Annotated in this window: 16 protein-coding genes and 1 pseudogene; 7 read left to right on the forward strand and 10 right to left on the reverse strand. The window is 57.4% G+C overall.

The window, feature by feature from the left end:
* Positions 1–2 precede the first annotated feature (2 nt).
* Positions 3–698 (forward strand): annotated as a pseudogene (locus ACR0CA_RS12715) (SDR family oxidoreductase).
* Positions 699–700: 2 nt separating this feature from the next.
* Here the strand turns inward: ACR0CA_RS12715 and ACR0CA_RS12720 are convergent.
* Positions 701–1,537: a LysR family transcriptional regulator gene (locus ACR0CA_RS12720; RefSeq protein WP_480551984.1), complete on the reverse strand. Its 837-nt coding sequence runs from the start codon at positions 1,535–1,537 to the stop codon at positions 701–703.
* A 91-nt stretch (positions 1,538–1,628) separates the two neighbouring features.
* Here ACR0CA_RS12720 and ACR0CA_RS12725 point away from each other — a divergent pair, with 91 nt between their 5' ends.
* Together ACR0CA_RS12725 and ACR0CA_RS12730 are read left to right on the forward strand one after the other, a co-directional pair.
* Positions 1,629–2,624: a quinone oxidoreductase family protein gene (locus ACR0CA_RS12725; RefSeq protein WP_480899386.1), complete on the forward strand. Its 996-nt coding sequence runs from the start codon at positions 1,629–1,631 to the stop codon at positions 2,622–2,624.
* Positions 2,625–2,652: 28 nt separating this feature from the next.
* Entirely contained in the window at positions 2,653–3,393 is a 741-nt protein-coding gene (locus ACR0CA_RS12730) for an SDR family oxidoreductase (RefSeq protein ID WP_480877488.1), read from the forward strand.
* A 335-nt stretch (positions 3,394–3,728) separates the two neighbouring features.
* On the opposite strand, the gene ACR0CA_RS12735 is transcribed toward ACR0CA_RS12730, so the two are convergent.
* Entirely contained in the window at positions 3,729–4,739 is a 1,011-nt protein-coding gene (locus tag ACR0CA_RS12735; RefSeq protein WP_480899387.1) for a LacI family DNA-binding transcriptional regulator, read from the reverse strand.
* A gap of 248 nt (positions 4,740–4,987) precedes the next feature.
* Between ACR0CA_RS12735 and ACR0CA_RS12740 the strand changes: the two genes are divergently transcribed.
* The 4 genes from ACR0CA_RS12740 to ACR0CA_RS12755 all read left to right on the forward strand — a co-directional run bounded on the left by ACR0CA_RS12740 (position 4,988) and on the right by ACR0CA_RS12755 (position 10,802).
* Entirely contained in the window at positions 4,988–7,180 is a 2,193-nt protein-coding gene (locus ACR0CA_RS12740; protein ID WP_480899389.1) for a DUF1989 domain-containing protein, read from the forward strand.
* 24 nt (positions 7,181–7,204) lie between these two features.
* A complete protein-coding gene (locus ACR0CA_RS12745; RefSeq protein WP_480899390.1) occupies positions 7,205–8,170 on the forward strand; it encodes an ABC transporter substrate-binding protein in 966 nt (321 codons plus the stop codon).
* A gap of 71 nt (positions 8,171–8,241) precedes the next feature.
* The gene (locus ACR0CA_RS12750) at positions 8,242–9,291 is read left to right on the forward strand and encodes a quaternary amine ABC transporter ATP-binding protein (RefSeq protein ID WP_480899391.1); all 1,050 of its coding nucleotides are present in this window, start codon (positions 8,242–8,244) and stop codon (positions 9,289–9,291) included.
* A gap of 8 nt (positions 9,292–9,299) precedes the next feature.
* The gene (locus ACR0CA_RS12755; RefSeq protein WP_480899392.1) at positions 9,300–10,802 is read left to right on the forward strand and encodes an ABC transporter permease; all 1,503 of its coding nucleotides are present in this window, start codon (positions 9,300–9,302) and stop codon (positions 10,800–10,802) included.
* Between the two features lie 127 nt (positions 10,803–10,929).
* Here ACR0CA_RS12755 and ureG read toward each other — a convergent pair whose 3' ends face one another.
* From ureG to ACR0CA_RS12795, 8 genes are all read right to left on the reverse strand, one after another.
* Positions 10,930–11,577, reverse strand: a complete 648-nt coding sequence (gene ureG / locus ACR0CA_RS12760) for an urease accessory protein UreG (protein WP_480551995.1) — start codon at positions 11,575–11,577, stop codon at positions 10,930–10,932.
* Positions 11,574–12,224, reverse strand: a complete 651-nt coding sequence (locus ACR0CA_RS12765) for an urease accessory protein UreF (RefSeq protein WP_480899394.1) — start codon at positions 12,222–12,224, stop codon at positions 11,574–11,576. The genes ureG and ACR0CA_RS12765 overlap by 4 nt, the downstream gene beginning before the upstream one ends.
* Positions 12,208–12,660 carry an urease accessory protein UreE gene (locus ACR0CA_RS12770; RefSeq protein ID WP_170773775.1) on the reverse strand — a complete coding sequence of 151 codons (453 nt, stop codon included), beginning with the start codon at positions 12,658–12,660 and terminating at the stop codon, positions 12,208–12,210. The genes ACR0CA_RS12765 and ACR0CA_RS12770 overlap by 17 nt, the downstream gene beginning before the upstream one ends.
* Positions 12,661–12,688: 28 nt before the next feature.
* The gene (locus ACR0CA_RS12775) at positions 12,689–12,913 is read right to left on the reverse strand and encodes a DUF1127 domain-containing protein (protein ID WP_170790649.1); all 225 of its coding nucleotides are present in this window, start codon (positions 12,911–12,913) and stop codon (positions 12,689–12,691) included.
* A gap of 121 nt (positions 12,914–13,034) precedes the next feature.
* Positions 13,035–14,795 (reverse strand): urease subunit alpha, encoded by a 1,761-nt coding sequence (ureC, locus tag ACR0CA_RS12780; RefSeq protein WP_170790651.1) that lies wholly within the window; start codon positions 14,793–14,795, stop codon positions 13,035–13,037.
* Positions 14,795–15,100: an urease subunit beta gene (locus ACR0CA_RS12785; protein ID WP_170790659.1), complete on the reverse strand. Its 306-nt coding sequence runs from the start codon at positions 15,098–15,100 to the stop codon at positions 14,795–14,797. Before ACR0CA_RS12785 ends, ureC begins: the two co-directional genes overlap by 1 nt.
* Positions 15,097–15,258, reverse strand: a complete 162-nt coding sequence (locus tag ACR0CA_RS12790) for a hypothetical protein (protein ID WP_170773783.1) — start codon at positions 15,256–15,258, stop codon at positions 15,097–15,099. Before ACR0CA_RS12790 ends, ACR0CA_RS12785 begins: the two co-directional genes overlap by 4 nt.
* A 15-nt stretch (positions 15,259–15,273) precedes the next feature.
* Positions 15,274–15,576 carry an urease subunit gamma gene (locus ACR0CA_RS12795; RefSeq protein WP_170790661.1) on the reverse strand — a complete coding sequence of 101 codons (303 nt, stop codon included), beginning with the start codon at positions 15,574–15,576 and terminating at the stop codon, positions 15,274–15,276.
* Between the last annotated feature and the right edge of the window lies 1 nt (position 15,577).

Below are 15,577 nucleotides of genomic sequence, written 5' to 3' on the forward strand. Positions count from 1 at the left end.
CCATGACCAGTCAGCGCGTCGCACTCGTGACCGGAGCCAATCGTGGTATTGGCAAAGAGGTCTCCCGGCAATTGGCCCGAGACCATGGGATGAAAGTTTTGATCGGTGTGCGCGACTTGGCAAAAGGGCAGGCCGCTGCGGATGAAATCGGATATGGGGCGGAAGCTTTGCAACTGGATGTCTCTAATCCGGACTCTGTTGCTGCCGCTTTCTTTTTGACGATTGAATCGGTCTATGGTCGCCTTGATGTTCTGGTGAACAACGCGGGCGTGGATTATGACGCCGACCAACAGGTTCACCACGCCGATCTGGACAGGGTCCGCCAAGCATTCGATACGAACCTTTTCGGACCATGGGAGACGACGATCGCGGCGGTGCCACTGTTAAAACGAGCCACGGATGCCCGGATCGTCAACGTGTCCTCTGGGGCGGGGTAGCTGTCCAGCATGTCCGCCGGAACGCCTGGCTATGGCGTGTCCAAAGCGGCTCTGAATGCGCTGACCCTCAAGACCGCTGCCGCCTTGAAACCTCAGAGCATTCTCGTGAACGCCGTTTGTCCCGGCTGGGTTGCCACGGATATGGGCGGCGGGGGACGTCCGATTTCCGAAGGGGCCAAAGGAGTCGTCTGGGCAGCGACCTTGCCGAAAGGCGGCCCGACCGGAGGGTTCTTTCGCGATGGTGTTGCAATTGATTGGTAGGTTCAGCCGGGTGTCATGAAATCAATTAGCTTCCTGATCCGTGCGGGCAACAGACGGCGGCTGGGATAGACTGCGAACATGTCCCGCGTCAGAGGGACGGTGTCTATAACCTCAAGCCGTTTTAGATCGCTGTTTACCATATCCGAAGGCAGCATCGCGACACCCAGGTTTCGACGGGCGGCCTGCGCAATGACATCAAGGTCGGTTAAGTTGTGTGCGGTTTGCTTCGGGTGCAGTGTTTCCCCGCTCTCTAGCACCCAGGGTTGACCAGCTGTCAGCGCGGGCAAAGCAAGAAAGTCCGGTCTGGAAATCAACCCTCTTAGCCCACGCTCTCCAATAAACCCTTGTCCGGCACAAAAGCAGTAGGGAACCGACCAGAGCCGTTTCGCGACAAGGCTGGAGTCGGTGAGTGGGCCTACCCGAAAAGCCACATCAATATTGTCGCGAAAGAAGTCCAGCATGATGTTGGTGGTGGTCATCTCAAGCGCCACATCCGGATTCTGTTCCGCAAAATCCAACAGCCGAGGGCCAATCGTCGTGCGTGCTGCCAGCGGAGGTGCCGTGATGCGGATACTCTGGCGTCTGGTATCGTCGGCAAAGCCTGCAACACCCTGCAACGCCTCGATCGGATCCTGGCATCGGTCCAGAAGGCGCCGGCCCTCCTCCGTCAGGCGAACCTGCCGGGTTGTCCGCTCGAACAGTTTGGTGCCCAGATGGTCTTCTAACTCTGCAATCCTGCGGCTGACCCGGCTGAGCGGTATGCCCAGACCGTCTGCAGCCTTGGAAAAGCTCAGATGGTTTGCGACGACAGTAAACAGGGCAAGGTCGTTGTAGATCATTATTCTATTTTTGAGATTATAACTCCTGATATCAATCATTATCATTGCTTGATGTGACCTCTACCTTCTGCGCAACAGAAGGAGATAGCTGATGCCTTTCGCCATGGAAATCACCCAAACCGGCAAACCGGACGTCTTATTTAAGACCAACAAGGCGACCCCGACCCCCGATGCCGGGGAAATCCTGATCCGCAACTCAGCCGGGGCGGTCAACTTTATCGACACGATCATCCGACGCGGTGAGATGCCCGAGGGGATGATGCCCGATCTGCCTCATGTACCAGGGGTCGAAGGTGCCGGTGTGGTCGAGGCGCTGGGTGAGGGTGCCGAAGGCTTTTTTGTTGGGGACCGTGTGGCTTGGATGGGACCAATCGGGGCCGGTGGATACGGTACCCATTCGCTAATCGCTGCGCCCTACGTCACTCGGCTGGCCGATACCGTGGACTTCGAAACAGCCGCTGCAATCCCCGTCAACGGGATGACCGCCTATCACATGCTGGTCAATCTGGGCGGCGCGGCGGCCGGCAAATCGGTACTGGTTCACGCGGCAGCCGGGGGTGTCGGCACCATGGCCCTGCATGTTGCCAAGCATCTGGGCATGACGGTAATCGCCTCGACCAGCACTGCCAAGGTTGGATATGCCAAAGATCAGGGCGCCGATCACGTCATCGACTATCGCACCGAGGATGTCACCGCGCGGGTGATGGACCTTACCGAGGGGCGCGGTGTGGATCTGACGCTGAACCCGATCTCGGGCGATACCCTGAAATCAGACCTCGATGTACTGGCACCTCTGGGCACAACCGTTCTATTCGGGTTTCTTGCCGGTCCTACCACAGGCAGTTTTGCCGAAGACTTGGCGAAGCACTTCCAAAAGTCCGTCTCGGTCCGTGTCAGCGACATATACACCTATTTCATCAATCGACCTGATCAGTTTGGCGCGGATATGGCCACAGTGTTTGATCTGCTTGAGAGGGGCGTTCTGCGCCCTCAAGTCACCTCCCTGCCCATTATTCAAGCTGCCGAGGCGCACCGCCGCCTAGAAGCCGGTGAAACAACCGGCAAGCTGGTGCTGAGCTTCGACTGACCCATCCAGTAAAAGAGGAATCACAGCAATGAACACTGTTTTCGAGACCGCCCTGAGTGGCAAACACATTGTCATCGTTGGTGGCAGCAGCGGCATGGGGAAAGCAACAGCAAAAATGGCTACCGCCCTCGGGGCAAAAGTTACAATCGCCAGTCGCAATACTGCCAAGCTACAGGCTGCCGCGGGCGAAATTGGGAGCGGGGTACGGATCGCGCCCGTGGATACGACTGATGGAGCAGGAGTGTCCTCCTGGGCCAGAGGGCTGGGATCGGTTGACCACTTGGTGATCTCTGCTTCAAGTGCTGCGCGTGGGGCGTTCACCGACCTGCCCATCGACGATCTGCGCGCTATGTTCGAGGCCAAGTTCATCGGCCCCTATATGACTGCACGTGAAGTGATGCCGGTGTTGGTCAAAGGCGGCTCCATCACGTTCTTTTCCGGCGTGCTCAGTCGTCGCCCATCCGCCGGAGCTACTGGCCTGGGCGCAGTAAACGCGGCGGTCGAAGCGCTGGCCAAAGGGCTGGCGCTAGAGTTGGCTGGTCGGGCGCGGGTGAATTGCGTCAGCCCTGGCATGGTTGCAACCGAAGCCTATGCCGCAATGACTGAAGAGACACGTGAAGCCATGTATGCGCAGGTTGGCAGCAGCCTGCCCGCAGGACGGGTTGGAGAGGTCGAGGACATCGCACAAGCCGTTGTCATGGCGATGACAAACGGGTTTCTAACGGGCTCGGTCTTGGATGTGGATGGCGGTCACCTTGTGCGTGATTGACGTCTGCCACAAGTCCAAAGGCAAATAGGCAGTTTGCCCAAAACGGACTTGTTTAGGGTGGCGGTTCTGGCTTCATCAAAGCAGATTATGGGTTTGGAGGCAGCGTCCAAGTTGGGCCGAACGCGAGCGCAGGCGCAACCTGCATTGCTGACATTCAATCGGTCTGCAGTGTTAGGTAAATTGGGCTCCTGAGTCGCCGCTCACTGTCTAGCTGCGTATTGTAGCCCATCGAACGTCCGGTGGGCGGACTAACCAGGCATTTGAACTGCATAAGAAAAGGGCTGATTTGGCGCGACAAGCGGTCATCCGAGTTCAGGGGGGCTACCTGCTAACTGTCATGTTATTTCAGCCACCGACTGTCGCAATTTAAGAGTAACATCAATCAACTGTGAGTCAGGGCGGATGCCGTCCTCAATCCATCGGATGACCGCGTTTGCGGTCTTCTTTCCCATTTCAACCACCGGCAAGTGAACCGTTGTAATGCCTGGTACCGATTGACCGGATACGGGCAGGTCATCGATGCTAACCAAAGAGACGTTTGATGGAACCACCATGCCTTGCCGATGTAGCTCAAAAAGTACGCCCTGCGCGAGAACGTCCGACGTGCACATTACGGCGGTGAAGTGAGTTCCAGCGCTCAGGGCGTTTTGGATGGCTGTTGCGCCGCCTTCCAAAGTGATTTTGGTTTCAAATTTGAAAGTCTCCAAACCCGGCACATCGACAAGCAGGCCTGAAAGGCGCGCCCGTGTTCTGTCGTTGTTGTCCGCTGGGCCGTGAACAACGGCAATTTGACGGTGCCCCGCGTCGATGAGGTATTGCAGTGCCATGCGGGAAGCGCGCGCATTGTCATAGCCGATGGTCGGTAGTGAATATCCGTCGTCGTAGTAAGATGTGGCTATGGTTGGCAGCCGCGTGCGAGAAATCAGGTTGTCGAAATCAGGGCTATGGGTAATTCCGGAAACGATTAGCGCTTCTGCACCAATGTCGATCAGACGTTGCGCCTTCTCGGCTTCGATTCCCGGGTCTCCTGCGGTTGTTGCAACCACCAAGGATAACCCGAACTCGCCGAGTTCATATTCGAGTGCGGAGAGGAATCTGGCGAAGATCGCATTGTCCAGTGTCGGCACCAAAGCACCCACCACCCGAGTTCGCCCCGAGTTTATGGCCCTGGCAGCTGCGCTGGGGACAAAGTGAAGGGATTCGATTGCCTGCTGGACGCGGTCGCGCGTGTTCTTGGATACAGCCTCAGGTGTGTTTAATACACGCGAAACCGTGGCGACGGAAACACCGGCGGCTCTGGCTACGTCCCTGAGGTTGGCTCGTTTCTTTGTCTCTTTTTCAGTCATTTACTTTCTTAATCGAGGCTGTTCAGCAAGCGCTATAGAAATAAACTTGACACATGTAACTAGTTTCATCAACTTATGTAACTAGTTACATTTAGCTGCGGCTGCAGGTTTCCATGACGTCCCATTCGGTCATTCACGACTTCAGCAACATCGGGTGGACTTCTCCCGAGAGATCCTTCTTTGGCTTTCCTAAGGCGCAAAGCGGGACAACCCATCGGCTCGCGGCACGAGAAGCTAAACGGTTTGACATGCAGCCCGGGGACCTGCTTTCACTATCGGGCCGCTGGCTGACGTCCGATCTGCAGATCGGTGCATTCGACTCAAAAGGCAAAGATGCTCTCGCGGCCCTCGGGGTAAATGCCACAGGCAAGCTGGACATGAATGCTGCTGATTGTCGGGCTTTGTTGGGTTGGGTGACTGCAATGGGTGGGAATGCATCTTGTGACATTCCCGTCACCAATGTTCCGGCGTCGGAAGATCAGGTGGTTTTCAGCGTGAAAGCGCGCGTCACTGTCTGGGTGGTGCGCTTGGGCAATAACGAACAACTGGTATCTGGCGCTCTCAACAGCTGGGTCACGGCATCCTTTCAGCCCGCCAAACGCAATACGCCAATCTTGCCGCCTGAATTGGGAGATGTGCGAGACGAGTTCACCGTCGCACGGGGTACTGGCGTGGCCTATGAATTGGCCCCCGGCGAAGTTGTTCAGATCATTGATGTCGAAGGACAGCAATGTTCGGATTTTCTTGCGCTGCGCACCGACGGGCTGGACAGGGGCGAAGAGCTGTTGATTGACAATACGGCCACGCGATCTCTGGTTCGGCGCAGCTATCCGGGGCCTGGATCATTGGACAAATTTTTTGATCAGGACATGAACCCGCTTTTGAATGTACTTCAGGACACTTGTGGGCGTCATGATACCTTTGGACTGGCCTGCACCGCACGGGGGTACGAAGAGCGCGGTTTTCCAGGCCACGTAAACTGCTCGGACAATATTTCGGCGGCGTTGGACCCATTCGGAGTACGGCGGCGTTCAGCCTGGCCTGCGATCAATTTCTTTTGGAATACCTGGGTTGATCCCCACACCCATGATCTCCGGACTGCGGAGAGCTATTCGCGACCTAGTGATTATGTGGCGATGCGAGCGATGGAGCGGCTCACCTGTGTGTCAACCGCCTGTCCGGACGACATAGACCCGATCAACGGCTGGAATCCAACAGACGTACACGTCCGGATTTACAAGCCGAACACCCCAATTCGCCGCGCTGTTGCTTATCGTGAAAAGGAAGATGCCCCAATGTCGCTCAGTCAGGAGTCTGCATTCTTCAAGCGGTTGGAGCCTTTGACGCAGGACTTCGCACCTGCGCGGGATCTTTGGGCACCTGTCAGCTTTCCTTCAGTCGGTTCGATCGGAGAATATTGGGCGTGTCGTGAAGCCGTGACCCTTCAGGATATGAGCGGTCTGAGGAAATTTGACATCATCGGGCCAGATGCCGAGAAGCTTTTGCAATTGGCCACGACACGCAACGTTGCAAAGCTGTCGGTTTGGCGCGGATCGTATACTTTGATGTGCGATCAGACGGGGGCTGTGATTGATGACGGCACGCTGTTCCGGCTAAGCGATCACCTGTTCCGCTGGTGTTGCGGCACTGAAGAGAGTGCCCGCGTGCTTGAAGCTTTGGCCTTGGAAAACAACCTTCATGTGCGCATTCATGCGATGCGAGGGTCTCTTCCCAATCTGGCGCTGCAAGGGCCGCGTTCGCGGGACCTGTTGCGCAAGATTGTGTTTACGCAGCCGCATGTCCCGTCTCTGGAACAACTAAAGTGGTTTGGTGTCACAATCGCCCGGCTGCACTCCCGCGACGGGGCGCCGTTTATGCTGTCACGGTCGGGGTATACCGGCGAACTAGGATATGAGGTGTTCTGTTCTCAGGCCGATGCGCTTTTGCTCTGGGATGCTCTTATGGAAGCCGGGCAAGAGTTTAACATCACGCCAATGGGGTCGGCCGCGCTTGAGACCATTCGGATCGAAGCGGGGCTAGCTGCGGCTGGTGCCGAATTCACCCCAGGTGTGGATGCGTTTGAAGCGGGGCTGGGCTTTGCGATTGATCTGAACAAACCCGAATTCGTCGGCAAGGGTGCATTGACGCGAAATGCCGAAAACCCACGTCGGGTTTTAAAAGGCATGACGCTGGGCGGCAGCGATGTTCCCGCGAATGGCGCTCCGATCTTTGCCGGAGAACGGCAAATCGGCGAGGTAACCTCTGCCACGTATTCGCCCACGTTTGAATGCGCCATTGCGATGGTACGGCTATCGATCGAATTTTCCGAGACTGGCACCCGCTTGGAAATTGGACAATTGGACGGTCGCTTAAAACGCCTTGGTGGGGTGGTTGTGGATATCCCGTTTGTGGATCCGCAACGCACGCGCGCCAGAGCATAAATCAAAAAAAGGAGAACCAACAGGATGAAAACGTTAACTAAAATTTCAACAGCCATTGTGCTAAGCCTCAGCGCAACCAGTGCATTTGCGCAAGAAAAGGTAATGATTGGTGAGCCGAGCTGGCCCGGAGCAAAGATCATGGCCAACGTGATTGGCCAGATTATCGAAGGTCGTCTAGGCGGCGAAGTGGGCTATGCCCCCGGTGCGAATGCCGTCATTTTCGCCGCGATGGACGGCGGGCGTGGTGACATTGACGTGCACCCGGATGTCTGGCTGCCAAACCAGTCGTCCTTCACGGATGAGTATGTGGATGAAAAGGGCACGGTGTCTCTTTCGTCTGGTTCATACGAAGGTAAAGCCGGCTTCTGCACCCCGACTTACATGGCCGAAAAGCACAACATCAAATCCATCTTTGATCTGGCGACCCCGGACGCTCAGCAACTCTATGACGCCAATGGTGACGGTAAGGGTGAGATCTGGATCGGTGCTTCGGGATGGGCGTCGACCAACGTGCACCGGGTCAAAGTGCGCGACTACGGCGTCGAGACATTTCTTGAGCCGAGCACTGAAGACGAAACCGTCTTCTACGCACGCTTGAAGGATGCAGTGTCGAACGAAGAGGGTGTCGTCTTTTATTGCTATAAACCGCACTATGTTCATGCGCTTTACGATATGACGATGATCGAAGAACCGCCCCACAACCCTGATGAATACACGATTATTCAGCCCGGTGATGACGCGGATTGGTATGCCAAATCGAAGATCACCAGCGGCGACGTTGTTAAAACCGTCAAGGTTGCCTACTCGAACTCGTTGAACGAATGGAACCCTGCAGCCGCGTCGCTATTGGCTAATATCGACATGGATTCGGATGCGCTGTCGGAGCTCACCTACAAGGTCGTTGTTCAGGGTGGCGACATTTCCGAAGTAGTCGCCGCATGGATTGCCGAGAATGGGGACACCGTGGATGGATGGCTGGGCCTAAACTAAACCGGGCTTGATCGAAATCGCCGACGGCGGGCAGCGCCGTTGGCACGCACTATCATTTTCTGGGTGGAGCCATGGCCAAAGATATAGCCATCGACGCGCGAGGCGTGTGGAAAGTTTTTGGGGATCGTTCAAAAGAAGCACTTGAGGCTATTCACGCGGAAGGGTTGGGAAAACCTGAGGTTCTTGAACGATTTAACTGCGTTGTAGGTGTCGCCGATGCCAGCTTTGAGATCGAACGCGGAGAGCTTTTCTGCGTCATGGGGCTGTCTGGATCGGGCAAATCGACCTTGGTACGTCACGTCAATCGGCTATTGGAGCCGACTGCAGGTGAGATCCTGCTTGATGGCGAAGATGTCATGGGTTTGGGGCCCGAAGGATTGCGGGACTTGCGCAATCGTCGCGTCGCTATGGTATTCCAGAATTTTGGCCTGATGCCGCATCGGACCGTGCGAGACAATGTGGCGATGCCGCTTGAAATTCGCGGTACAGGTAAGGCGCGGCGCTGGGAAGAGGCTGAGCGCGTTCTTAACCTGGTAGAGCTGACAGGTTGGGAAGACAAATACGCGCATGAACTGTCGGGTGGGATGCAGCAGCGCGTCGGGCTGGCCCGCGCCATTGCGTCGGATCCGGAAATCCTGCTGATGGACGAGCCTTTTTCTGCGCTTGATCCATTGATCCGCAAACAGTTGCAGGATCAGTTCATGGCGCTGAGCCGCGAGTTGAACAAGACAACGATGTTCATCACCCATGACCTAGACGAGGCAATTCGCATTGGTCACCGAATTGCAATCATGAAGGATGGGCGCATCGTGCAGGTGGGCACCCCGGAAGAGATCATCCTTAACCCCGCAGATGACTATGTCGCGGACTTCGTCGCCGGAATATCAAAGCTTCACATGATCTTTGCTCATTCCGTCATGACACCTGTTGATGAACACGAGGCCCAGAACGGTCCCATGCCCGATGACCCTCATCAAGCGCATCCTGAGATGGATCTGGACGAACTCATGAACCTGTGCGTCGAAGGACATGGGATTGTTGCCGTCGTCGATGATGGCAAGACAGTCGGAGTGATCAATCGCACCGGCCTCATCCGCGCAATTCAACAAAATCAGGCGTGAGGACTGGCATGTCGGATATTAAACCGGAAACCGCCGAAAGACTGGGCCGTCTGGTCGAAGAATTTGTTGACAACGGCGCGGATTACTACTGCAAAACATTTGCCTATATGATGGAAGCCCCTGGCTATCGCTTCACGCTGAACCTGGCTGCTGCAATCCTTGGGCCGCTCTGGTTTGGCGCGCGCGGTCTTTGGTCGTGGTTTCTGAGCTTTATGGTGCTGGAAACCTTTGCCTATATTCAGATTGGCAAAGGTCTTTTTGGGGATCTTGGCCGCGAAGCCCGGCAGCGCGCGGAAAAAATCGGAGAGACGCTCGACCTTCGTCGTGAGCAGATCGCAGTCGCTGAGCAAACAGGGGCATCATCTCTGGATTCCTTGAAACGGGCTGCAGAGTCACTGGAAACAGCTCTGGCACAAGCTCAGGACGCGGCGGTTCAGGCGGATGCGACTGGACTTGGATTCATTATTGTTGGGCTGCTGTTGTTGGTGGCGTTCAAATTTATCCAAGCCGCTCTTGCCAACTGGACGCTTGAGGGCCAGTTCGCGCGGTGGCGCTCGGACCGAAGCGCAGCCAGTGGGTGGTCACCCCAGCGTCTGCTGATCGCTGTGTTTCTCTTTGGCAGCGTTGTGAGCCTGTCGGTGATTAAGTTTGCCCAGCCCGATGCGTTTGCTGTGCTGAAGTCCTTTCCCACGGATCGCACCTGGAGATTGACCGTCGGCGATGGCGTTCAGGCCGTGTTTGATTGGACCAAAACCACTGGACGCGGTTTTTTTGACAGTCTGACATTCGGCATGAGAACCCTTCTTGACTGCATAGAGGTTATTCTTGTGCAAACCCCGTGGCCCGTAGTCGGGCTTGTCATCGTGTTGCTGGCCTATCTCACTGCTGGTGCTCGCGTTGCCATCTTCACCGGGGCTGCGCTCGCATATTTGGGTTTGCTCGATTTTTGGGAAAAAGCAATGACAACCATTGCATTGTTAGGGGCTGCGGCGTTGATCTCGATCACGCTTGGCATCCCACTTGGGATCTATTGCGCCCGTCGTCCCAAGGCATTTGCAATTGTTCGTCCGATCCTCGATTTCATGCAGTCCATGCCAAGCTTTGTTTATCTGATCCCGGTTGTTGCATTTATCGGTTCGGGCAAACCCGCGGGTGTCGTCGCGACCATGATCTTTGGCAGCCCACCGGTCATCCGCTTTACTGTACTCGGGCTTCAACAAGTGCCTGAAACCGTACGCGAAGCCGCATTGGCGTTTGGTGCGACACCGCGCTATTTGCTGTGGCGTGTCGATCTTCCGCTTGCGGCCAAGACCATAATGGCAGGGGTGAACCAGACTATTCTTCTGTCTCTGGCGATGGTGGTTGTGGCCTCACTGATCGGTGCCAAAGGGCTGGGCGAAGATGTGCTTGAAGCTCTGCAATACGCGGCAGCAGGACAAGGCATTCTTGCCGGTCTAGCGATCTTGTTCTGCGCTCTGATCCTTGACAGGATTGTCGCCGGAAAACGATAGTCGCCGTCTTTGCGAGGGGAAGTCGGTCTAGAGAAGAAGCTGTTTAACGCAAGTAAATGGCCAAAGGTGCGCCAAACCGGACACGCTTATCCGGCTTAGCGCAAAGCCAAGTTTGCGGGTGCAAACCTCAGACCGTTTCCGACTCGGTTGCCGCCATGAGTGTTGGCAGGCCTCCGATCCGAGCAAGGAGAGACACGATATCATCCACCCCTTTGCGATTTCGAAGTGACGCAAATACGAAAGGTCTGCCGCTGCGCATCCGTGTCGCGTCGCGGTTCATGACGTCCAACGATGCGCCGACATGCGGTGCCAGGTCGGTTTTGTTGATAATCAGAATGTCGGATTTGGTGATCGCAGGGCCGCCTTTGCGCGGGATTTCCTCGCCAGCGGCAACGTCGATTACGTAAAGCGTCACATCCGCAAGTTCCGGGCTGAATGTGGCTGACAGATTGTCGCCACCGCTTTCGATCAGCACCAAATCGACCTCCGGATGGCGGTCCTGCATTTCGGCCACGGCGGCAAGGTTGATCGAAGCATCCTCGCGGATCGCCGTGTGGGGGCAACCTCCGGTCTCGACACCGATGATCCGGTCCTGCGGCAGGATCTGCATGCGCATAAGCGCTTCGGCATCTTCGCGGGTGTAGATGTCGTTGGTGATCACGCCCACCGAAAGCTTGTCGCGCAGTGCCTCTGCCAGAGCGGCGGTCAGGGTGGTTTTGCCTGCACCCACGGGGCCTCCGATGCCCACGCGTAGGGGGCCGTTCATACTGGTCATGTTCGGAACATCCTTGAATATTGGGTTTCGTGTTTCATCGACGCGATGTCGGACAAGAAGGCGGTCGCGCCAAGGTCGTCCATTTTAGCTGCAAGAGCACCCGTTGCGACGCGTTGGCACAACGGGGTCAAATCCCGGATCAACCGCTGGCTTTCTGTCTGGCCCAACGGCACAAGACGTGTCGCGCAGGCGACCAGGTTCGACATGAATGCCTGAAGGTACATCTGCGCGGTCAGCGCCAAGGGCAGCCCCCTCAGTCCGGCGGCATGGCCCAGCGCGACAGGATAGGTCAGGGGTGGCAGGTCAAGCGACCAGACATCGGCTGTAAGCCCGCTGAACGCCTCACCCAGAAGACGTGTTTCCCGCAGACGCTCGGATGAGGGACAGAAGGCGCGTGCGGTTTGATCGATTTCGGCCAGAGCATCTGCCGGAGCGGCATATGCCGCCGACAGCAAGATACAATCGTTGCGTCCTGTGCCGAACTCGACGAGATCGGCAATCCACGCGCCTGTTTCGGCGACCGAGGAAACGCTGCCGCTCTCGATTTCCCATTCCAGCCCATGCGAATAGGCAAATCCGCCTACGGGGTAGGCAGGTGAGAGCCATTGCGCCAGCGTCAGTATGTCGGTGTCAGTGGGCGTGGCCATGGGTCCTGCCGTGGCCATAGGCCCCACCTTCGGGGGTGAAAGGTTCGCGCACCTCTCGCACCGTGGCGCCAAGCTTCAGCAACATATCGCGAATGACGTGATCGATCTGTATCAGCAGACGCTCGGTTTCGACCTGGCAGGGCGTATGACGGTTGCCGATATGCCAGGCGATGCGGGTCAGGTCAGGTGCGGTGACTTCCAGCAATGCTTCGGGGGCGGCCTGAATGACCACCTCGCGCCCATCATCAAGGACAAGCGCGCCACCGTGATCCAGCGAGGTGGTCTGGGCGAGGTCGATCAGAATTTGCTCGCCGCTGTCGCAGGTCAGAACCTTGCGGCGCAGAAAGCGGTCTTCATAGGTCAGCGACAGATGATCGGCCGGTTCACCATGTGAGTGGTTCGAATATTGGCGCGCGGTGCAGAGTAGGGCGGTCATATGCTTGCCCCCTCTGCAGCGGAGATTTTCAGAGCCAGATCGAGTCCGCGAATACCCGGTGAACGATCCGATCCCGTGTAAGTCCACGTTTGCGAAGTTCTTCGTCGCTGAGCGATTGCAGGAATTCGACTTGCCGTACGCGTGTCTGGGCTTCGGCCACGCGGATCAATGCCAAGTAGATTCGCGATGTGGTGGATGCGATCAGGCCGGACAGTGAAACCCGTGCCGGAGTGTGCGTTGCTGAATGTGCCATTTGGACCCTCGTTTCCGTTGGTCCTCCCATGAGCTTGAAAATGTGTCATGTCAGCCTCATTGAGTAGTGGGTTTTTGGTCATGGCCGCGTTGCAAATGCAGCAACGCAGCACAATTTTTGGTCAAAACATAAAGTACCGCTGGGCCATCGGCAGAACCTCGGCCGGTTGGCAGGTCAGCAATTCGCCATCGGCGCGGACTTCGTAGGTTTCGGGATCAACCTCAACTTGCGGCGTGGCGTTGTTCAGCAGCAGGTCGCGCTTGCCGATATTGCGGGTGTTTTCGACGGCAACGGTTTGCTTTGCCAGTCCCAGTGTATCACCAATCCCCGCAGCCTGCGCCGCGCCCGAGACGAAAGTGATCGCCGAATGCTCGACCGAGCGCCCATAGGCCCCAAACATAGGCCGGCTATAGACCGGCTGCGGTGTGGGGATCGAAGCATTAGGGTCGCCCATCTGCGCGCAGGCAATGGTGCCACCCAGCAGAACCATCTCGGGTTTGACCCCAAAGAAAGCTGGGTTCCACAGCACCAGATCGGCGCGTTTGCCTTCTTCGATGCTGCCGATCTGATGGCTTAGACCGTGGGCAATCGCCGGGTTGATCGTGTATTTGGCGATATAACGGCGCACGCGAATATTGTCGTTTTCGCCGGTTTCCTCGGGCAGGCGACCGCGTTGTTTCTTCATCTTGTCGGCGGTCTGCCACGTGCGGATCAGAACCTCACCCACGCGGCCCATGGCCTGACTGTCGGATGCGATGATGCTGAACGCGCCCATGTCGTGCAGAATGTCCTCGGCTGCGATGGTTTCACGCCGGATGCGGCTTTCGGCAAAGGCCACGTCCTCGGGGATGGATTTGTCGAGGTGGTGGCACACCATCAGCATGTCCAGATGCTCTTCGACCGTGTTCACGGTGAAGGGGCGCGTCGGGTTGGTGGACGAGGGCAGAACGTGGTTCTCGCCACAGATCTTGATGATGTCGGGGGCATGACCGCCGCCTGCGCCCTCGGTGTGGAAGGCATGGATCGTGCGGCCCTTCATGGCGCCCACGGTGTTCTCGACAAACCCGGATTCGTTCAGCGTGTCGGTGTGGATCATCACCTGCACGTCCATCGCATCGGCCACCGAGAGACAGCAATCGATGGCGGCAGGGGTCGTCCCCCAATCCTCATGCAGTTTCAGGGCGCAGGCACCTGCGTTGACTTGTTCTTCCAGCGCGGCGGGCAGCGAGGCGTTGCCTTTGCCTGCAAAGGCGAGGTTCATCGGAAAGGCGTCGGCGGCCTGCAGCATCCGCCCGATATGCCAAGGGCCGGGGGTGCAGGTGGTGGCCAACGTCCCATGGGCCGGGCCAGTGCCGCCGCCCAGCATGGTGGTCAGGCCGGAATGCAGCGCATCTTCGATCTGTTGCGGGCATATAAAATGGATATGGCTGTCGAACCCGCCGGCGGTCAGGATACGCCCTTCGCCCGCAATGGCCTCGGTGCCGGGGCCGATGATGATGTCAACACCGGGCTGCGTGTCGGGATTGCCGGCCTTGCCGATCTTGGCGATGCGTCCGTCTTTCAGACCCACATCCGCCTTGTAGATGCCCGAGTGATCCACGATCAGCGCATTGGTGATGACCGTGTCCACGGCCCCCTCGGCCCGCGTGGCCTGAGACTGCCCCATCCCATCACGGATCACCTTGCCGCCGCCGAACTTGACCTCTTCGCCGTAGAGCAGCGCATTGTCGCCCGTTCCCCCAGTCGCGGCAGCGCCGGCCCGTTCGGCGGTCAGGTCGCGTTCAACTTCGATCACCAGATCGGTATCTGCCAGCCGCAGCTTGTCGCCGGTGGTGGGGCCGAACATGGCGGCATAGTCAGAGCGTTTGATTGTTGCTGGCATCAGAGCGACCCCATGACCTTTTGATTGAACCCGTACACCTTGCGCGCGCCCCCGATGGGGATCAGCGAGACTTCGCGCGCCTGACCGGGTTCGAACCGAACGGCGGTGCCCGGCGCGATGTCCAGACGCATGCCATGTGCGGCAGTGCGGTCGAAATCCAGCGCCGGGTTGGTTTCGGCGAAATGATAGTGCGAGCCGACCTGAACCGGGCGGTCGCCGGTATTGGCGACCATGAGGGTGATTGCCTCTGCATTCGCGTTCAGGGTGATCTCACCCTCGGCTGGGAACAGCTCTCCGGGGATCATTTGTTCAGCTTTGTCATCACGACCAAAGCTGCCAGCGCGACAACCGCCAAACCGACGCCCAAAGTGGCATAGTCCGTACCGTGCGCATGAATATGCGTGTCGGTATGGGCGGCTGCAGGGCCAGCAAGGATCAGGGCTGGGAAGAGCATACGGGTCATATTTGTGTTCCTTTGTTAGCGAATAGGGTTGTGGACGGTCACCAGTTTGGTGCCATCAGGGAAGGTGGCTTCGACCTGAACTTCGTGGATCATCTCAGGCACGCCTTCCATGCATTGCGCGCGGGTGATCACTTCGGCCCCCGCTTGCATCATGTCAGCCACCGATCGGCCATCACGCGCGCCCTCGACCACGGCGTCGGTGATCAGCGCGATCGCCTCGGGGTGGTTCAGCTTTACGCCACGGGTCAGCCGCTTTCGGGCGACCTCGGCGGCCATGGCGACCAGCAGTTTGTCTTTTTCACGGGGGGTCAGGTTCATG

The organism is Ruegeria sp. F12, from assembly GCF_056533885.1.